The sequence below is a fragment of the Shinella fusca genome (genome assembly GCF_014203155.1).
Lineage (GTDB): Bacteria > Pseudomonadota > Alphaproteobacteria > Rhizobiales > Rhizobiaceae > Shinella > Shinella fusca.
The window spans coordinates 303,851-320,708 of sequence record NZ_JACHIK010000003.1 but is presented as its reverse complement, the minus strand read 5'-3'; the positions used below and the strand labels follow the sequence as shown (position 1 = coordinate 320,708).

Genomic DNA, 16,858 nt, shown 5'->3' with positions numbered 1-16,858 from the left:
CTCGGGCTTGACCCGAGGATCCACGCCCCGCGGCACGCCGCCCGCTTCGGGGTCACCCGGCCTGCGACAGGTCGCCCATGCGGTTCCAGGCGTCGAGGCCGGCGATCTTGTAGGCTTCGGCAAGGGTCGGGTAGTTGAACGTGTTCTCCACGAAATACTCGACGGTGCCCTTGAGGTTGAGGACGGCCTGGCCGATGTGGACGAGCTCGGTCGCGCCTTCGCCGACGATGTGCACGCCGAGGAGGCGCCGGGTCTTCAGCGAGAAGATCATCTTCAGGAGACCGGAATTGAGGCCCATGATGTGGCCGCGCGAGGTCTCGCGGAAGCGCGCCATGCCGCATTCGTAGGGGATGCCGCGCTCCCTGACCTCTTCCTCGGTGAGGCCGCAGGTGGAGATTTCCGGCACGGCATAGATGCCGTAGGGGAAGTATTTCGGCGGCTCCTTGGCAATCGCCCCGACGGCGACGCGTGCGGCGATGCGGCCCTGTTCCATGGAGGTCGAGGCGAGCGAGGGGAAGCCGACGACGTCACCGGCGGCGTAGATATGCGGCACCTCGGTCTGGAAGGTCTCCGGATTGACGCTGAGGCGGCCGCGCGAATCGGCCGTAAGCCCCGCGGCGGCAAGGTTGAGGCTGTCCGTTGCGCCGACGCGGCCGGCGGCATAGAGCACCATGTCGCAGGTGACGTGACGGCCGTTGTCCAGCGTGATCTCGCACTTGCCGTTTTCCAGCTTCTCCACCTTCTCGGCCTTCTGGCCGAGGATCAGCTTCATGTTGCGGTCGCGCAGGTCATGGATGAATTCCTCGACGATCTCGCGATCGATGAAATCGAGGATCGTCGGCTTTGGGTCGATGACCGTCACCTGGGTATCGAGTGCCGAGAAGATCGTCGCATATTCGATGCCGATGACGCCGGCGCCGATGACCGCCATCGAGCGCGGCAGTTCCCTGATGTCGAGCAACTCGTCGCTGTCGAGCACGCTGACGCCGTCGAAGGGAATGCTGTCGGGACGGTAGGGTTTCGTGCCGACGGCAAGCAGGATGCTCTTGGCGGTGACGTGGATCGTCTCGCCGTCGTCCTTGACGATTTCCAGCGTCTCGGGCGCCACGAACGAGGCCTTGCCGCGCATGTGCTGCACGCGATTGCGGGCGAACTGGTGCTCCAGCACCTCCACCTCATGGTCGAGCGTGATGAGCAGGCGGCGGCGCAGGTCGTCGGCGCTGATTTCCTGCTTCACGCGATAGGCGCGGCCATAAAAGCCGCGCTCGCGCCAGCCGGAAAGATTGAGCGCCGTCTCGCGCAGCGTCTTGGAAGGAATCGTGCCGGTATGCACCGAAACCCCGCCGACGCGCTTTCCCTGTTCGATGACGAGAACCTTGCGTCCGAGCTTGGCGGCCTGGATGGCGCCGCGGCGGCCTGCGGGGCCGCTGCCCACGACGACGAGATCGTATTCCTGCATATGAGATTGCCTCAGTCTTCCACGGGAAGAATCATATTGCATCGCAGCAATTGTCTTCGCCGGATCATGTTCGTCAACCGAATGTGGCAGCAAACCGTTTCAATCGGATGAAAGAGCGATCACCCGATTCTGGAATCCTACATAAGTCTCAGCCCCTTGAGGCTGGCATGCCCGTCCTTGCCGATGATGATGTGGTCATGCACGGTAATACCAAGCGGACGGGCGGTTTCCACGATTGTCTTCGTCATGTCGATGTCTGCCCGCGACGGGGTGGGATCGCCGGACGGGTGATTGTGGACGAGGATAATGGCGGTCGCCGAAAGTTCCAGCGCCCGGCGCACCACCTCGCGCGGATAGACCGGCGTATGGTCCACCGTGCCGCGGCCCTGCACCTCGTCGGCGATCAGCGTGTTGCGCTTGTCGAGGAAGAGGATGCGGAACTGCTCGCGCGGTTCGTGCGCCATGGCGGCGTGGCAATACTGGATGAGCGAGGACCAGGAGGAGAGGACCGTCTTGTTGCGGATCTCGCTCTTCAGCGTGCGCTGGGCGACCGCGGCGATGAGCTTCAGGTCGAGCGCCACAGCCTCGCCGATGCCCTTGACCTCCTGCAGCAGCGCGGGCGTCGCGCCGAAGACGCCGGAGAGCGTGCCGAAGCGGTCGAGCAGGGCCTTGGCTATCGGCTTGGTGTCGCGGCGGGGAATGAGGCGGAAGAGCAGGAGCTCGAGGATCTCGTAATCGGCAAGCGCCGTGTCGCCGTTGTCGCGGAAACGGGTGCGCAGGCGCTCGCGGTGGCCGTGATAGTGCTTGTCGTCCGCTGCGGGAAGGGCCTTGGCGGGCGTTGCCCGGGCGGGGCGCTCGAAGAAATGGCCGCGCTCGTCGGCCTCCTCGAAGAGGTCGTCCGCCATATCGGCGGGAGATGTCGGCTCGTCTCCTGCGCGCGGGCGCGTCATGGGCGGCCTATGCCGGAAGGCCCGGGCGGTCGAGGCCGCCGGGCGAGAGCGTGAAGATCTCGCAGCCGTCTGCCGTCACGCCGACGGTATGCTCGTACTGGGCGGAGAGCGAGCGGTCGCGCGTCACCGCCGTCCAGCCGTCGGACAGCACCTTCACATGCGGGCGGCCGAGATTGATCATCGGCTCGATGGTGAAGATCATGCCTTCCTTCATTTCCGGGCCTTCGTTGGCGCGGCCGTAATGCAGGATGTTCGGCGCATCGTGGAAGAGCCGACCGACGCCGTGGCCGCAGAAATCGCGCACGACCGAGCAGCGCTCGGCCTCCGCATAGGTCTGGATCGCCTCGCCGATGGCGCCGGTTCGCGCGCCGGGGCGGACGGCAGCGATGCCGCGCATCAGGCATTCATGGGTGACTTCCAGCAGGCGCTCGGCGGCGCGCTTGACCTCGCCGACCGGATACATGCGGCTCGAATCGCCGTGCCAGCCGTCGAGGATGTAGGTGACGTCGATATTGACGACATCCCCCTCGCGCAGCGGCTTGTCGTTGGGAATGCCGTGGCAGACGACGTGGTTGATCGAGGTACAGGTGGATTTCGTGTAGCCGCGATAGTTGAGCGTCGCGGGCAGGGCGCCGTTGTCCATGCCGAATTCGAGGACGAAGCGGTCGATCACGTCCGTGGCGACGCCCGGCTTGACCAGCGGGTAGAGCTCGTCGAGGCAGCGCGCCGTGAGCTGGCAGGCCTTGCGCATGCCTTCGAAGGCCTCGGCGTCGTAGAGGCGGATCACGCCGGTGTTCTTCAGCGGCGCGGAGGTCGCGTCGATATAGGTTACCATGGTCGAGCTTTCACTGGTCTTTGCAGACCGTTCATAAAACAGCCGGACCGGGTTCGTCCATGGCGATCGACGCCACGGGCTGAATTTGCCGCGCCGTCACCGCGCATTTGACGGCATAGGCTTCGACGCCGCGCGAAAGCGCCCGCCGGAAGCCGGCCGCATAGAACGGGTCGAGATCGGCGCAGATGCGGAAGAGATCGCAGTCCTCGCGCTGGACGAGATAGAGCATGACGGCGCGGAAACCGGCCTCCGCCATGTCGCCGAGCTCTTCAAGGTGCTTTGCCCCGCGCGCCGTCACCGTGTCGGGAAATTCGGCAAGGCCGGTCGTACGGCGGAAATGGACGTTCTTCACCTCGACATAGGCGGATGGGCGGCCATCGCCGGAGAGCAGGATGTCGATGCGCGAATTGCGGCCATATTTCTTCTCGCGCTCCAGCACCGGATAGGCGGCGAGATCGGCGACGAGACCGGCCCGGATCGCTTCCTCGGCAAGGCGGTTCGGCAGGCCCGTATTGATGCCGACAACGGTGCCGTCTGCCTCCACCAGTTCGAGGCGATGGCGGTGCTTGCGTGTCGGGCTGTCGCTCGTCGACATCCAGATGCGCGAACCCGGCGCCGTCAGCCCGCGCATGGAGCCGGTATTGGGGCAGGAGCCCGTGATCGCCGACCCGTCGTCGAGGACGGCGTCGAAGAGAAAACGCTTGTAGCGCTGCACGAGCGTGCCGGTAACGAGCGGCGGATCGAAGATCATTGCCGCTCACCCCCCTCTGGCCTGCCGGCCATCTCCCCCACAAGGGGGGAGATTGGTTGGAGGGCCGTTTCGCCCCTCTTTAGCGTTGCGAGTTGAGCGAGGGTCTTGCCGCTTGCCGATCTCCCTCCTTGTGGGGGAGATGGCCGGCAGGCCAGAGGGGGGTATTTCCGCTCACCCATCATGCAACCCGCCCGTTACGCACGAACGCGCACGTAGGACCCCGGGGCTTCCTCGATGGAGTTCATCGTGCCGCCGGTCTTGCGGGCCGGCACCATGCGGTTGTCCTCGGCCTTGATCCATTCGTGCCAGTGCGGCCACCAGGAGCCGGGTGTTTCCTTCGCCTTGGCCGCCCAGTCCTCGAATTCGCCCTTCACCGGCCCGCCGGTCCAATACTGGTACTTGTTCTTGTCCGGCGGGTTGACGACGCCGGCGATGTGGCCGGAGCCGGCCATGACATAGGTGACCTTGCCGCCGAAGAACTTCGAACCGACGAAGACCGATTTCGCCGGCGCGATATGGTCCTCCTTGGTGGCGAGGTTGTAGATCGGGATCTTGATGTCCTTCAGCGATACCGGCGCGCCGCCCAGCATCATCTTGCCTTTGGTGAGGTTGTTGTTCAAATAACAATTGCGAAGGTAAAACGAGTGGTTGGCGGCGGGCATTCGCGTGGAATCTGAATTCCAGTAGAGAAGGTCGAAGGGCATCGGGTCCTGACCCTTCAGGTAGTTGTTGACGAAATAGGGCCAGATCAGCTCCGAGGCGCGCAGCATGTTGAAGGCGGTCGCCATCTTCGAGCCGTCGAGGTAGCCCGTCGCCTTCATGCCGCGCTCGATGAGGTCGATCTGGTCCTCGTCGGCGAAGACCTTCAGGTCGCCGGCAAAGGTGAAGTCGACCTGCGTGGTGAAGAGCGTCGCCGTGCGGATGCGCCTGTCGCCCTCGCGGGCGTGGAGGGCGAGCGTCGCGGCGAGCAGCGTGCCGCCGACGCAATAGCCGATGGCGTTGACCTCTTCCTCGCCGGTCGCCTGCTTTATCGTATCGAGCGCGAAGCCGATGCCCTCGCGGGCATAGGATTCCCAGTCCTTTTCCGCATGGCGCTCGTCCGGGTTCACCCAGGAGATGACGAAGACCGTGTGGCCCTGGTCGACCGCCCATTTGATGAAGGATTTTGCCGGGTTGAGGTCGAGGATATAGAACTTGTTGATCCACGGCGGGCAGATGAGGAGAGGGCGCTTCAGCACCTTTTCCGTCGTCGCGTCGTACTGGATGACCTGGCAGACGTCGCTCTGCGCCAGCACCTTGCCGGGCGTCAGCGCCATGTTCTCGCCGATGGCGAACTTGCTGGTGTCCGTCTGGCGCAGCTTCAGGTCGCCCTGGCCGGCGGCGATGTCCTCCGCCAGCATCTTCATGCCGCGCACGAGGTTCGCGCCGTTCGAGGCGACCGTCTCGCGGTAGAGCTGCGGGTTGGTCGTGACGAAGTTGGTCGGCGAGATGGCGCTGGCGATCTGCTTCACATAGAAGCCGGCCTTGTGACGCGTGTGCTCGTCGAGGCCCTCGGCGTCCGAGACGAGCTTTTCCGCCCAGTCCGAGGTCACGAAATAGGCCTGCCGCAGGAAATCGAAGAACGGGTTCTTCACCCAGTCCTCGTCGGCAAAGCGCTTGTCCCTGGCGTGCGGATCGGGCGCGTCCTCGACTTCCTGCCCGCCGAGGCGGTTCAGCGTGCGCGACCAGATGGTGAAATAGCTGCCGAGCAGCATGGTCTGCGCTTCCAGCGTGCGGCGCGGGTCCGCCAGCCAGTATTCGGAGACCTTGGAGAGCGTCTTGACCATGTCGACCATCGGCTCGGCGACGGTGTCGACCTTCTCGCCGCTCTCGCGCGGGGCAAGCCAGGCGGAGGCGGCCTTGCCGAGTTGCTCGACGGTGCGCGCAAGGTTCACCGTCAGCGCCTCGGGATCCTTGACGATATAGGGCTCGATCGCGGCGGGATCGAACGGCTGGAAACCGGGCTTCGCTCCGGCTGCATCGCGTGTGCCCGCTTTGCTGTCCTCGGCCATCGCTCCCTCCCGATTTTATTGTTACTTTTGTATTTTTACATTCTCTCCGAAACAGATTACAAGGGCCTGAAAGCCTTTCCCGGCAAGACTTGGAACCCGTCGTCTCGACAGGAGCATACAGCCATATGGCGTTCGAATTCAGGCGCGTCGCCGCCGCCCTTCTCGTTGCCGCCCTGCCGGCGGTGCTGGCGTCCTGCAGCCCGGCCGCGCGCGATCCCTCGATCAATGCCGGCGCCAACCGGGCCGAGGTCTATCCGGACATCACCGCCATCGTCACCGCCGAGACGCAGCAGATGAGCGATGCGGAAGCCGCCGAATACGGCGCGCGCCTGACGGCGCTTTCCAAGCGCCGCAGCTCCGGCGCGATCTCGGACGCGGAATACCGCCGCCAGCTCGCCGAATTGCAGGCGCTGCGCGAAGGGCACGGCAAGGCGACGCTCGCCGAGATCGAAGGCCAGAAATAGCGCTTGCCTTTCCGGCCGTTTGGCCGCAAAGCGAAAGGTGGCCGCAAGGCCGCCGGCATGGGCGGAGCGCCTTCATTTTGAACGCTTTCGCCCGTAATCGGTCACTTGATTCGCGCGGGGTTTCGCGCCCTTTGGCAAAGCCGCCCGAGGGGCTCCGCGCCTAACGGGGTAAAAGATGGAAGAGTTTCACAAGGTCAGGCGTCTGCCGCCGTATGTTTTCGAACAGGTCAACCGTTTGAAGGCAAGCGCGCGAGCGGGTGGCGCCGATATCATCGACCTTGGCATGGGCAACCCCGACCTGCCGACACCGAAAGCCATCGTCGACAAGCTGTGCGAAGTGGTGCAGGACCCGCGCACGCACCGCTATTCCTCCTCCAAGGGCATTCCCGGCCTTCGCCGCGCGCAGGCCGCCTATTACGCCCGCCGCTTCGGCGTGAAGCTCAACCCGGAAACGCAGGTCGTCGCGACCCTCGGCTCCAAGGAAGGCTTTGCCAACATGGCGCAGGCGATCACCGCGCCGGGCGACGTGATCCTTTGCCCGAACCCGACCTATCCGATCCACGCCTTCGGCTTCCTGATGACCGGCGGTGTGATCCGCTCCATTCCCGTCGAGCCGGACGAGAGCTTCTTCCCGCCGCTGGAAAGGGCCGTGCGCCACTCGATTCCCAAGCCCCTGGCACTGATCCTCAACTACCCGTCGAACCCGACGGCGCAGGTCGCTACGCTCGATTTCTACAAGGACGTCATCGCCTTTGCGAAGAAGCACGACATCATCGTGCTCTCCGACCTTGCCTATTCGGAAATCTACTTCGACGACACGCCGCCGCCCTCCGTTCTGGAGGTTCCGGGTGCCATGGACGTGACGGTGGAGTTCACCTCCATGTCCAAGACCTTCTCCATGCCCGGCTGGCGCATGGGCTTTGCCGTCGGCAACGAGCGCCTGATCGCCGCGCTGACGCGCGTGAAGTCCTACCTCGACTACGGCGCCTTCACGCCGATCCAGGTGGCCGCGACCCATGCGCTCAACGGCGACGGCTCGGACATCGCCGAGGTACGCAACGTCTACAAGCGCCGCCGCGACGTCATGGTCGAGAGCTTCGGCAAGGCGGGCTTCGAGGTTCCCCCGCCCGCCGCCACCATGTTCGCCTGGGCGAAGATCCCGGAAAAGTTCCGCCACCTCGGCTCGCTGGAATTCTCCAAGCTGCTCGTCGAGAAGGCGGACGTCGCCGTGGCGCCGGGCGTCGGCTTCGGCGAACTGGGCGACGACTACGTCCGCCTCGCGCTGGTCGAGAACGAGCACCGCATCCGCCAGGCCGCGCGCAACATCAAGAAGTTCCTCTCCACGGCGGACGAGACGATGCACAACGTCATCTCGCTGAACGCCCATCGCTGAAAATCCGCCCTCCGCGTGTCTGCGGAGGGCTTCTTCCAAAACGTTAGGACATGACCATGGCTGATGCCCTGAAGATCGGCATTGCGGGCTTGGGGACCGTTGGTGCCTCGCTCGCGAAGATTCTCGTCGAACGCAGGGATATGCTCACGACGACGTGCGGCCGGCCGATCGACATCGTCGCCGTTACCGCGCGCACCAGGGGCCGCGACCGCGGCGTCGATCTTTCCGGTGCCGAATGGTTCGACGAACCCGTCGCGCTCGCACGCGAGGCGAAGATCGACGTCTTCGTGGAGCTGATGGGCGGAGCGGGCGATCCGGCCCTTGCCGCCGTCAAGGCGGCGCTGTCGCGCGGCGTCCACGTCGTCACGGCCAACAAGGCGCTGCTTGCCGCCCACGGCGTCGAGCTTGCCGCCCTTGCCGAAAAGCACGGCGCGCTCCTCAACTACGAGGCGGCCGTCGCCGGCGGCATCCCGGTCATCAAGGCGCTGCGGGAATCGCTCACCGGCAACACGATCTCCCGCGTCTACGGGATCATGAACGGCACCTGCAACTACATCCTCACCAAGATGGAGAAGGAGGGGCTTTCCTTCGAGGCGTGCCTCAAGGAAGCCCAGCGGCTCGGCTATGCCGAGGCCGATCCCGCCTTCGACATCGAGGGCAACGATACGGCGCACAAGCTGTCGATCCTGACGACGCTTGCCTTCGGCACGAGGATTTCGGCCGACGACATCTATCTCGAAGGCATCACCAACATCTCCATCGACGATATCCGCGCCGCCGCCGACCTCGGCTACCGCATCAAGCTGCTCGGCGTCGCGCAGAAGACCGACACCGGCGTCGAACAGCGCGTGCATCCGACGATGGTGCCGCTCGACAGCGTCATCGCGCAGGTCGACGGCGTGACGAACGCCGTGGCGATCGAATCCGACATTCTCGGCGAACTGCTGATGGTCGGCCCCGGTGCCGGCGGCAACGCCACGGCCTCGGCCGTGCTCGGCGACATCGCCGATATCGCGAAAAGCCGCCCGGGCGCGCAGACGGTGCCCGTCCTCGGCCGCCCGGCCGCGGCGCTCGCGCCCTACGAGCGCGCGCAGATCAGGAAGCACCACGGCGGCTATTTCATCCGCCTCTCAGTGGAGGACCGCACCGGCGTCTTCGCCAGCATCGCACGGCACATGGCGGAAAACGGCATCTCGCTCGAATCCATCGTGCAGCGCGGCCAGCCGACCGCCGAATCGAGCGATCCCAAGACGATCATCCTCGTCACCCACGCGACGATGGAGGATTCCGTCCGCAAGGCCGTCGCTTCCGTCAAGAGCGAAGGCTACCTCGTCGGCGAACCGCAGGTCATCCGCATCGAGCGGCCGAAGGCGGCTTGAGCCTGTCTTCTCCGGCGCGGCGTGATATCGGTAAGCTGAAGATCGGTCGGCTGACGAGCCTCGCTCCCCCCATCGACGTCATCCTCGGGCTTGACCCGAGGATCCATCGGCACCCACGGGTGTGGATGCTCGGGTCAAGCCCGAGCATGACGATAGAGGAGGCGAGGGAGCAAGCAGCCTGGAGAGACACGCGTCCATGAGCATGCTGGAAAACGCAGATCCCGTCAGCCGGGCCTTCCTCGGCGTCGAGCGCTCGGCGACCGGCCAGCGCTGGGTGGCGCGGCTTGATCAGGCGGGGGAGAACCGCGCGCTGGCGATGAGCCAGACGCACGGCCTGCCGGACCTCATCGCCCGCGTGCTTTCCGGCCGCGGTGTCGCCTTCGAGACGGCGCTGGAATTCCTCGATCCGACCCTGCGCCGCCTGATGCCGGAGCCCTATAGCCTGATGGACTGCGAGGCGGCGACGGAGCGGCTGGCGCGCGCCATCGAGCGGGGCGAACGGGTCGCGATCTTCGGCGACTATGACGTCGACGGCGCTGCCTCCTCGGCGCTGCTCTACCGCTTCCTTGCCCATTTCGGCGTGCCGGCGGAAATCTACATTCCCGATCGCATCTTCGAGGGCTACGGGCCGAACCCCAACGCCATCGGCCAGCTCATCGACCGCGGCGCGCAACTGATCGTCACGGTCGACTGCGGCTCGACCAGCCACGAATCGCTCGCCGTTGCGCGCGAGCGCGGCATCGACGTCGTCGTCATCGACCATCACCAGGTCGGCGAGGCGCTGCCGCCGGCACTTGCGCTGGTCAATCCCAACCGCGAGGACGATCTTTCGGGGCAGGGGCATCTGTCGGCCGCCGGCGTCGTCTTCCTCGTCCTCGTCGCCCTCCAGCGGCTCTTGAAGGCGCGGGGCGATGCGCGGGCCGCGAGCTTCGACCTTCTTTCCATGCTCGATCTGGTGGCGCTCTCCACGGTCTGCGACGTCGTTCCGCTGAAGGGCCTCAACCGTGCCTATGTGGTGAAGGGCCTCGTCGCCGCGCGCCATCTCGGCAATGCGGGCCTGACGGCGCTCCTCAAGCAGGCGGGCATCGGCGGGCCCGTGACGCCCTACCATCTCGGCTTCCTCGTCGGCCCGCGCATCAATGCCGGCGGGCGCATCGGCGATGCCGCGCTCGGCAGCCGGCTGCTCACCATCGACGAGCCGGGCGAGGCCGAGCGCATCGCAAAGCAGCTCGATGAGCTCAATCGCGAGCGCCAGGCGATGGAAGTCGCCATGCTGGCCGAGGCGGAGGCGGAAGCCGAGGCCGAATACGGCACGGGCGAGGGCGCCGCGGTGATCCTGACGGCCCGCGAGGGCTGGCATCCCGGCGTCGTCGGCCTCCTCGCCTCGCGCCTCAAGGACCGCTTCCGCCGCCCCGCCTTTGCCATCGCATTCGATCCGTCCGGCAAGGGCACCGGCTCGGGCCGCTCGATCAGCGGCTTCGACCTTGGCCGCATGGTGCGCGCCGCCGTGGAGGAGGGCATCCTCGTCAAGGGCGGCGGCCATGCCATGGCGGCGGGCCTGACGGTGGAGCGCGCCAATCTCGGCCGCCTGCGCAGCTTCTTCGCCGAGCGCGCCGAAAGGGCGGTGCGCGATCTGGTGGCCGTGGAGACGCTGAAGATCGACGGGGCGCTCAGCGCCTCCGGCGCGACGCTCGCCCTTGCCGACCAGCTCGAGCAGGCCGGCCCCTACGGCTCCGGCCACTCGCAGCCCGTCTTCGCCCTGCCGGCGCACCGCATCCGCGACGTGCGGCCGGTCGGCGTCAACCACCTGCGCGTCAGCCTCGAAGGGCCCGACGGCGGACGGCTCGACGCCATGGCCTTCCGCGCGGCGGAAGCCGATCTCGGTCTTTTCCTGATGAAGGAGCGCGGACAGGCCGTGCATGTCGCCGGCACGCTTTCGGCCGATAGCTGGCAGGGCAACCGCCGCGTCCAGTTCCGCATCATCGATGCGGCAAAGGCGTTCTGAACAGCGGTTTCCGGGACATTTCGGGAAGAACCGTGGCACGCCCTAGGGGAGTCGAACCCCTCTTTCCAGAATGAAAATCTGGCGTCCTAACCGATAGACGAAGGGCGCGTGCGGTGGGCGTTTTCTAGTCGTGCCTTCCGATTTGCGCAAGCCCCTAAACCGAGGAAATCGCAGTTTTTTCCGCGCAGGCAACGAACGTCGCCAACAGGCCGCGAACGGAACGGATGGGTAAAGGCTGAAAGGGGAAGGTGGCACGCCCTAGGGGAGTCGAACCCCTCTTTCCAGAATGAAAATCTGGCGTCCTAACCGATAGACGAAGGGCGCGTGCGGTGGGCGTCTTCTAGTCGGGGCGGCGTGGATTCGCAAGACGGAAAATCGCGGGACGCGGAAGTTTTTCAACAGCGAAAACAGGCGCTTCGCAGCGCGGGAGATTCAGCGATTTCGAGGGGGGAAACCGTGGCACGCCCTAGGGGAGTCGAACCCCTCTTTCCAGAATGAAAATCTGGCGTCCTAACCGATAGACGAAGGGCGCGTGCGGTGGGCGTCTTATAGAAGGGCGATTGCGCTTCCGCAAGCGGGAAAAGGCCCTTGCGACAAAAAAATGAAAAGCCGCCCAAGGGCGGCTTCCATCTGGAAAAAGCACATGACGGCAATGGGTTAGGCGCCGGATTACTTTTTCCGGCGGCAGCGCCAGTTCCAGTCGCGCTGCGTGCCCACGTCGATATGCACGGATTCGGTATGGCAGTACGTGCCGACGCCGCCGCGGCCGGGCATGCTGCGCAGATAGTCCGCAAGCTCCCATTTCGTGACGCCGGATATCTGGATGTCCGCCGCCTCGCAGCGCGTGTGCAGCGACTGCTTGGCCCGGCCCGGCTTGATGGAGCGCAGGCCCGACGTGACGATGATCGGCTTGCCGTAGTGATTCTCGACCGTCTTCAGCACCTGCAGGAGCTCCGGCTTGAAACAGCCGGTCTTGACCTTTTCCGTCTGCAGCCAGAGGCCGTTCGGCGCAAGGCGGGCAAGGCCCGCAAGCGAGGCGACCTCCTTGAATTCCGGCGTGTCGTCGTCGACTTCGTCGGCCTCGGAATGATCGTCGGAAAAGAGCGGGTTCGCGTTTGAAACGCCGGGCAGCACGCCGAGCGAGGCGACCTGCATGGCGCCTGCCGCGTCGCGGTTCAGCACGCGGCGCGGCTTCTGCGTCACGCCGACCGCGTCGCCTGCGGCTTCGGCCGTGCCGGCAAAGAGCGAGCCTTGCGTGGCATCCTTGCGCGCGCCGCCTGCCGCCATGCCGTCGTCCTGCCGGCTCGCAAGGGCAAGGCCGGCCGCGTTGCCGCCGGCATTCTCCTCGACGAGCGCGGTCCGCGCCGTCGTGGGGATGGGAACGTTCGCCGGCAGGCCGTCTTCGCCGTCCATGGCGGCAAGGACCTGCTGCTGGCCGGTTGCATCGACCGGCGGCATGTCCTCGACGGGCAGGCGCCCGGTCTTTTCCGCGCCCGCGGCGCCCGCGCTGGCATAAAGGCTGCCGGCGGAGGCGTTCATGCCGTTGGTCTGCGCCATATCGGCGGTGCCCGTCGGCGCGACGCCGCCGTTCGAATAGATGCTCGCCTTGCCGGCGTCGAGCGATGCCGGCTGCATGACGAGGCCCGCCATGTCGGCGCCCGCCGACTGCTGGCCGGTATCGGCATTGGCCGCATCGGCCGTCGCTTCAGCGCCGTCCGCCGCGGCGGTGGCCGCGTCCGCGGCATTGCCGGCCGTGGCGACGGTGTCTTCGCTCTCCTGCGCGCCCGTATTGTCCGCGCGCATATCCGTGGCGACTGCGGAAACGCAGCCCGAGAGCGCGGCGACCGAAACAGCCAGCAGCAACCCATACCGCAGCGTCTTCCGGCTCGGCCACATTCCTTGCATGTCCTGCAAAGGCTTTCCCCCGCTTTCGACGTTCGGGCCCTCGGTCTTGCCGCCGATGGGGCCATTTCTGCAAACAGTCGCAACCGCAATCGAGAAAGCCGGTCGGCCAAGCTGCGGTTGCCGCGATGTTACCGCGTCCGCCCATGGTGTCAAAGGGGGAGGCGTATGAGGCCGCTGCACGCAGAACGGGAGGTATCCGGCCGGGAACGGCCAAACGCCCCTCACGCTGGCAATTGACCGGAACGGCAAGAAGGTTCCGGTCAAATACGGCGAAACGATGGTTCGTCAGCCTCGGCTTAAAGCACCAGCTTTGCCCGGGGCTTGCGTGCGCGCCAGCTTACCAGCTTCCGGTATTGCCCATCGAGGCCCAGGGCTCGGCGGGCGCGAGGCTCTCGCCCTTCTGGAGGATTTCGATGGAGATGCCGTCCGGCGAGCGCACGAAGGCCATGTGCCCGTCGCGCGGCGGGCGGTTGATGGTGACGCCGTTGTCCATCAGGTTCCGGCAGGTCGCATAGATGTCGTCGACCTCGTAGGCGAGGTGGCCGAAATTGCGTCCGCCGGCATAATCCTCGCTGTCCCAGTTATAGGTGAGCTCGAGGCAGGGCGCCGCATCGGCCCGGGCGGCCTCCGCATCCCCCGGGGCGGCGAGGAAGATCAGCGTGAAGCGGCCCTTCTCGTTCTCGGTGCGGCGCACTTCCTGAAGACCGAAGAGGGTGCAGTAGAAATGCAGCGACTGGTCGATGTCCTTGATGCGGACCATTGTGTGAAGATAACGCATGGAAATGTCCTCCAGGTGGGAATCGCGGGAAGGGTAGGGTTTTGTCAGCCTGAGGCAAGCCTTGGCGGCTAAGACGGAGCGGGCAAAACTTTCAAGGGGGCTTGCGCAGTCGCATCGGGACAATGTTATTCTGGTTATCAAGAATCAGTTAACCGTAACTCTTGTGACGCGTAAACGAGGGGCTGGCAGATCATGGCGGACAGGGTGTCTTCAAAGGAAATCACGACGCGTGATGACCAGGGCAACGACGTCGTCGATCTGGTCGAGATCACCGGCGTCATCAAGTGGTTCGACGTTGCCAAGGGCTTCGGCTTCATCGTGCCGGACAACGGCATGCAGGACGTGCTGCTGCACGTCACCTGCCTGCGCCGCGACGGCTACCAGACGGTTCTGGAAGGAACGCGCGTCGTCGCGCTGATCCAGAAGCGCGAGCGCGGCTACCAGGCCTTCCGCATCCTTTCCATGGATCAGTCGACCGCCGTGCATCCCTCGCAGATGCCGCCGGTCAAGACCCATGTGCAGGTCACGCCCTCGAGCGGGCTGGAGCGCGTGCTGGTCAAGTGGTTCAACCGCACCAAGGGCTTCGGGTTCCTCACGCGCGGCGAGGGCACGGAAGACATCTTCATCCACATGGAGACGCTGCGCCGCTTCGGCCTGACGGAGCTTCGCCCCGGCCAGGTCGTGCTCGTGCGCTTCGGCGACGGCGAGAAGGGCCTGATGGCGGCGGAGATCCATCCGGACATGCCGGTTCCCGGCAACAGGCCGCACTGATGGCACGTCTGGCGCGGGCGTTCGGTATCGCGCAGCTTGGAAGCGCCGTTCTGGCGCTTTTTCTCTGCCTGTCGTTTCCTGCCTTCGCGGCCGAAAAATTCGATACGCAGCCGCTTTCGATCGTCACCCGCGACGGCAAGAGCCATGCCTTCACGGTGGAGCTGGCCGTGACGCCGCGCCAGCGCGAGGAAGGGTTGATGTTCCGCCGGGAGATGGCGCCCGACCGCGGCATGCTGTTCGCCTTCGGCGAGACGCGGCAGGTCTTCATGTGGATGAAGAACACCTATCTGCCGCTCGACATGCTGTTCATCGGCAAGGACGGCAAGGTCCGCTCGATCAAGGAAAATGCCGAGCCGCTTTCCGAATCGATCATCGATTCGAAGGGGCCGATCGATTTCGTGCTGGAGCTGAATGCCGGCACGGTCAAGCGCCTGCGCCTGCGCGCCGGCAACCGGGTCGAGAACGCGCTGATGGAATCCCTGCGCAAGGGACAATAGTTTCCGCCGGCCGCCCGCAAGCGCTTGAAAACACCCATTTGCTGTTGCGGCAGGCCCCGGATGCGTGTATCTCGGCATCGCCGGAACGGAGTGTAGCGCAGCCTGGTAGCGCATCTGGTTTGGGACCAGAGGGTCGGGAGTTCGAATCTCTCCACTCCGACCACCGGCGATGCTGCCCGGTCATTCCCCCTTTACGAAATCCGGGTTATGGATGTGCGGACGCGCCGGCGGAACGGTGCGCCCGTTTTCGAGACTTCTGGAGCCGCTTCGATGACCGCGAAGATCTATCGTCCCGCAAAGACCGCCATGCAGTCCGGCAAGGCCAAGACCAATCTCTGGGTTCTGGAGTTCGATGCCGAAAAGCCGCGGACGATCGACCCGATCATGGGCTATACCAGCTCGGGCGACATGTACCAGCAGGTCAAGCTCACCTTCGAGACCTGCGAAGAGGCGGTTGCCTATGCGCAGCGCAACGGCATCGAATACCGTGTGATCGAGCCGAAGGAATCGACCCGCAAGCGCGTCGCCTATCCGGACAACTTCCGCTTCAACCGCATGCAGCCGTGGACCCACTGAGGTCCCGCCGGCCCCTTAGCTCAACTGGATAGAGCAACTGCCTTCTAAGCAGTAGGTCGCAGGTTCGAGTCCTGCAGGGGTCGCCAACCATGCTTCTAAATAGTTTGATTTATATGATTGTGTGACCCTTGCCCGTCCGTGTCGGCGGGTATGGTCAGCGCTTCGATCTTGGAGACGACGAGGTCGAAGGTCTTCCTCTCTTCCAGGAGGGCCATGTCGATATCGCCCTTCTTGAGGGATGCCAGCAGGCCGGCTTTGTAGTGCCTGGCCGCTTCGACGCCCTCCGCCTCCGCGATATGCTTCACCGCGTGATCTATGCAAAGGTATAGAGTGTTCAAGGCGATCTTGATCTGCTCCATCCCGGTTTCGGTTATCGCGTCGGTTCCGTCGGTCATTTTCCGCTCCCTGCCGCTATTGCCGATTGAAAAAGGGCAGCCGTCCGGCTGCCCTTTTTTGCGTTTGCCTAGCGGGAGTAGGGCGAGACGCACTGCTTGCGCGGGCCGTAATTGGGCTGGAACGTGTTGTCGGACGTCCGGTACGAGCGGTAGCGGTTGGCGCACCAGTTGACATGACGGTTGCCGTAATGGCGGTCGTTGGACATGGCGCCGCCGATTGCCGCGCCGAGACCGAAGGCGGCCAGCGGATACCACCAGCCGTCGGAATGACGGCGATAGCCCGGGCGCGAGTGACGATAGCCGCGATGGCCGTGATACCAGCCGCGGCGGTCGCGGTACTGCACCTGCTCGACGGAAGAGGCGGACGGCACCGGCACGCGCATGAAGGTGACGGCATGCGCCGGCACGATGGAGGTGAACGCGAGTGCGGCGGAGAGGATGCCTGTGGCAAGGCCGGTCTTGAGCTTCGACATGGGAGAACCTTTCTGCTTGTTTTGCAAGGAAACGCAAAAACGCGTATCCGGTTCCCGTCTGGCGGGAAAACGCATGGTTTTCCTGGCGGAACGGCGAAAAAAACGGGCCGGTCCGCCTTTCGGCTCGCCAGCCCGTTCCGGCAAAATGCGGATCAGGGTCGTTCGGGGTACAGGGG

At 65.1% G+C, this 16,858-nt stretch carries 16 protein-coding genes and 5 tRNA genes; 9 read left to right on the top strand and 12 right to left on the bottom strand.

Translation table 11 applies throughout. The features are described 5' to 3' along the window. Positions 1–52: 52 nt before the first annotated feature. The 5 genes from sthA to HNQ66_RS06055 form a co-directional block, all read right to left on the bottom strand. Positions 53–1,459, bottom strand: a complete 1,407-nt coding sequence (gene sthA, locus HNQ66_RS06075) for a Si-specific NAD(P)(+) transhydrogenase (protein ID WP_184141881.1) — start codon at positions 1,457–1,459, stop codon at positions 53–55. Positions 1,460–1,596: 137 nt separating this feature from the next. Further along, positions 1,597–2,409: a RadC family protein gene (gene radC / locus HNQ66_RS06070; RefSeq protein ID WP_184141879.1), complete on the bottom strand. Its 813-nt coding sequence runs from the start codon at positions 2,407–2,409 to the stop codon at positions 1,597–1,599. Between the two features lie 7 nt (positions 2,410–2,416). Further along, the gene (gene map, locus HNQ66_RS06065; protein ID WP_184141877.1) at positions 2,417–3,244 is read right to left on the bottom strand and encodes a type I methionyl aminopeptidase; all 828 of its coding nucleotides are present in this window, start codon (positions 3,242–3,244) and stop codon (positions 2,417–2,419) included. Between the two features lie 31 nt (positions 3,245–3,275). After that, positions 3,276–3,995 carry a DNA/RNA nuclease SfsA gene (gene sfsA, locus HNQ66_RS06060; RefSeq protein WP_184141875.1) on the bottom strand — a complete coding sequence of 240 codons (720 nt, stop codon included), beginning with the start codon at positions 3,993–3,995 and terminating at the stop codon, positions 3,276–3,278. 194 nt (positions 3,996–4,189) lie between these two features. Next, a complete protein-coding gene (locus tag HNQ66_RS06055) occupies positions 4,190–6,046 on the bottom strand; it encodes a PHA/PHB synthase family protein (protein ID WP_184141874.1) in 1,857 nt (618 codons plus the stop codon). 125 nt (positions 6,047–6,171) lie between these two features. Between HNQ66_RS06055 and HNQ66_RS06050 the strand changes: the two genes are divergently transcribed. From HNQ66_RS06050 to recJ, 4 genes are all read left to right on the top strand, one after another. Further along, positions 6,172–6,510, top strand: a complete 339-nt coding sequence (locus tag HNQ66_RS06050; protein ID WP_184141871.1) for an SHOCT domain-containing protein — start codon at positions 6,172–6,174, stop codon at positions 6,508–6,510. A gap of 175 nt (positions 6,511–6,685) precedes the next feature. Continuing rightward, on the top strand, positions 6,686–7,903 hold the full coding sequence (locus HNQ66_RS06045; protein WP_184141869.1) for an LL-diaminopimelate aminotransferase: 1,218 nt from the start codon (positions 6,686–6,688) through the stop codon (positions 7,901–7,903). Positions 7,904–7,959: 56 nt separating this feature from the next. Further along, entirely contained in the window at positions 7,960–9,282 is a 1,323-nt protein-coding gene (locus HNQ66_RS06040) for a homoserine dehydrogenase (protein ID WP_184141867.1), read from the top strand. Positions 9,283–9,478: 196 nt separating this feature from the next. Further along, the gene (recJ, locus tag HNQ66_RS06035) at positions 9,479–11,287 is read left to right on the top strand and encodes a single-stranded-DNA-specific exonuclease RecJ (protein ID WP_184141865.1); all 1,809 of its coding nucleotides are present in this window, start codon (positions 9,479–9,481) and stop codon (positions 11,285–11,287) included. A gap of 33 nt (positions 11,288–11,320) precedes the next feature. Here the strand turns inward: recJ and HNQ66_RS06030 are convergent. The 5 genes from HNQ66_RS06030 to gloA all read right to left on the bottom strand — a co-directional run bounded on the left by HNQ66_RS06030 (position 11,321) and on the right by gloA (position 13,970). Next, positions 11,321–11,395 (bottom strand) — tRNA-Glu (locus HNQ66_RS06030). Positions 11,396–11,536: 141 nt separating this feature from the next. Beyond that, positions 11,537–11,611, bottom strand: a tRNA-Glu gene (locus HNQ66_RS06025). Positions 11,612–11,744: 133 nt separating this feature from the next. Continuing rightward, positions 11,745–11,819: transfer RNA gene (locus HNQ66_RS06020), tRNA-Glu, on the bottom strand. A 137-nt stretch (positions 11,820–11,956) separates the two neighbouring features. Next, positions 11,957–13,183, bottom strand: coding sequence for a YcbK family protein (locus tag HNQ66_RS06015; RefSeq protein WP_246434219.1), 1,227 nt, complete (start codon positions 13,181–13,183; stop codon positions 11,957–11,959). 346 nt (positions 13,184–13,529) lie between these two features. Continuing rightward, positions 13,530–13,970, bottom strand: coding sequence for a lactoylglutathione lyase (gene gloA, locus HNQ66_RS06010; protein ID WP_184141861.1), 441 nt, complete (start codon positions 13,968–13,970; stop codon positions 13,530–13,532). Between the two features lie 192 nt (positions 13,971–14,162). Here gloA and HNQ66_RS06005 point away from each other — a divergent pair, with 192 nt between their 5' ends. The 5 genes from HNQ66_RS06005 (at position 14,163) to HNQ66_RS05985 (ending at position 15,900) form a co-directional block, all read left to right on the top strand. Then, a complete protein-coding gene (locus tag HNQ66_RS06005) occupies positions 14,163–14,741 on the top strand; it encodes a cold-shock protein (protein ID WP_184141859.1) in 579 nt (192 codons plus the stop codon). Between the two features lie 8 nt (positions 14,742–14,749). Beyond that, on the top strand, positions 14,750–15,238 hold the full coding sequence (locus HNQ66_RS06000; protein ID WP_184142247.1) for a DUF192 domain-containing protein: 489 nt from the start codon (positions 14,750–14,752) through the stop codon (positions 15,236–15,238). An 86-nt stretch (positions 15,239–15,324) separates the two neighbouring features. After that, a tRNA-Pro gene (locus HNQ66_RS05995) sits at positions 15,325–15,401 on the top strand. A gap of 107 nt (positions 15,402–15,508) precedes the next feature. Then, on the top strand, positions 15,509–15,814 hold the full coding sequence (locus HNQ66_RS05990; protein ID WP_184141857.1) for an ETC complex I subunit: 306 nt from the start codon (positions 15,509–15,511) through the stop codon (positions 15,812–15,814). A 9-nt stretch (positions 15,815–15,823) separates the two neighbouring features. After that, positions 15,824–15,900, top strand: a tRNA-Arg gene (locus HNQ66_RS05985). A gap of 9 nt (positions 15,901–15,909) precedes the next feature. Here the strand turns inward: HNQ66_RS05985 and HNQ66_RS05980 are convergent. After that, positions 15,910–16,209 (bottom strand): hypothetical protein, encoded by a 300-nt coding sequence (locus HNQ66_RS05980; protein WP_184141855.1) that lies wholly within the window; start codon positions 16,207–16,209, stop codon positions 15,910–15,912. A 68-nt stretch (positions 16,210–16,277) separates the two neighbouring features. Continuing rightward, positions 16,278–16,592, bottom strand: a complete 315-nt coding sequence (locus HNQ66_RS05975; RefSeq protein ID WP_246434227.1) for a BA14K family protein — start codon at positions 16,590–16,592, stop codon at positions 16,278–16,280. Between the last annotated feature and the right edge of the window lie 266 nt (positions 16,593–16,858).

Bases quoted from the DNA above. Each gene is read 5' to 3' on its own strand.
- sthA (WP_184141881.1), bottom strand. From the start codon at position 1,459: ATGCAGGAATACGATCTCGTCGTCGTGGGCAGCGGCCCCGCAGGCCGC.
- radC (WP_184141879.1), bottom strand. From the start codon at position 2,409: ATGACGCGCCCGCGCGCAGGAGACGAGCCGACATCTCCCGCCGATATG.
- map (WP_184141877.1), bottom strand. From the start codon at position 3,244: ATGGTAACCTATATCGACGCGACCTCCGCGCCGCTGAAGAACACCGGC.
- sfsA (WP_184141875.1), bottom strand. From the start codon at position 3,995: ATGATCTTCGATCCGCCGCTCGTTACCGGCACGCTCGTGCAGCGCTAC.
- HNQ66_RS06055 (WP_184141874.1), bottom strand. From the start codon at position 6,046: ATGGCCGAGGACAGCAAAGCGGGCACACGCGATGCAGCCGGAGCGAAG.
- HNQ66_RS06050 (WP_184141871.1), top strand. From the start codon at position 6,172: ATGGCGTTCGAATTCAGGCGCGTCGCCGCCGCCCTTCTCGTTGCCGCC.
- HNQ66_RS06045 (WP_184141869.1), top strand. From the start codon at position 6,686: ATGGAAGAGTTTCACAAGGTCAGGCGTCTGCCGCCGTATGTTTTCGAA.
- HNQ66_RS06040 (WP_184141867.1), top strand. From the start codon at position 7,960: ATGGCTGATGCCCTGAAGATCGGCATTGCGGGCTTGGGGACCGTTGGT.
- recJ (WP_184141865.1), top strand. From the start codon at position 9,479: ATGAGCATGCTGGAAAACGCAGATCCCGTCAGCCGGGCCTTCCTCGGC.
- HNQ66_RS06015 (WP_246434219.1), bottom strand. From the start codon at position 13,183: ATGTGGCCGAGCCGGAAGACGCTGCGGTATGGGTTGCTGCTGGCTGTT.
- gloA (WP_184141861.1), bottom strand. From the start codon at position 13,970: ATGCGTTATCTTCACACAATGGTCCGCATCAAGGACATCGACCAGTCG.
- HNQ66_RS06005 (WP_184141859.1), top strand. From the start codon at position 14,163: ATGGCGGACAGGGTGTCTTCAAAGGAAATCACGACGCGTGATGACCAG.
- HNQ66_RS05990 (WP_184141857.1), top strand. From the start codon at position 15,509: ATGACCGCGAAGATCTATCGTCCCGCAAAGACCGCCATGCAGTCCGGC.
- HNQ66_RS05980 (WP_184141855.1), bottom strand. From the start codon at position 16,209: ATGACCGACGGAACCGACGCGATAACCGAAACCGGGATGGAGCAGATC.
- HNQ66_RS05975 (WP_246434227.1), bottom strand. From the start codon at position 16,592: ATGCGCGTGCCGGTGCCGTCCGCCTCTTCCGTCGAGCAGGTGCAGTAC.